Here is a 233-nt window from a genome sequence, read left to right on the forward strand (position 1 = left end):
CATTGGGGTAGTGAAAGCGAGCGGCGCATTCGAGGCTGGCCGTGGTCGACTCACTGCGAGATCGAAGGGCAAGGAGTTTTTGCTTGTCCTCTTCGTATCTCTCTTCATGATCGTAGGTGGTACGACCTGTGGACTCGAAGAAGAGGCAGTTGCTTTCTATCCAATCTTAGCACCGGTATTTATAGTGATGGGATATGATGCCCTCGTTGTTGTGGGCTCAATCTTCCTTGCTG

The 233-nt window shown here is 51.1% G+C and carries 1 pseudogene; it reads left to right on the top strand.

Going from position 1 to position 233, the window contains the following annotated elements:
* Positions 1–233 (top strand): annotated as a pseudogene (locus tag K5E40_RS34745) (hypothetical protein); the annotation flags it as partial.

Origin of the sequence: Pseudomonas baetica (genome assembly GCF_019733355.1) — a bacterium.
GTDB lineage: Bacteria > Pseudomonadota > Gammaproteobacteria > Pseudomonadales > Pseudomonadaceae > Aquipseudomonas > Aquipseudomonas baetica_A.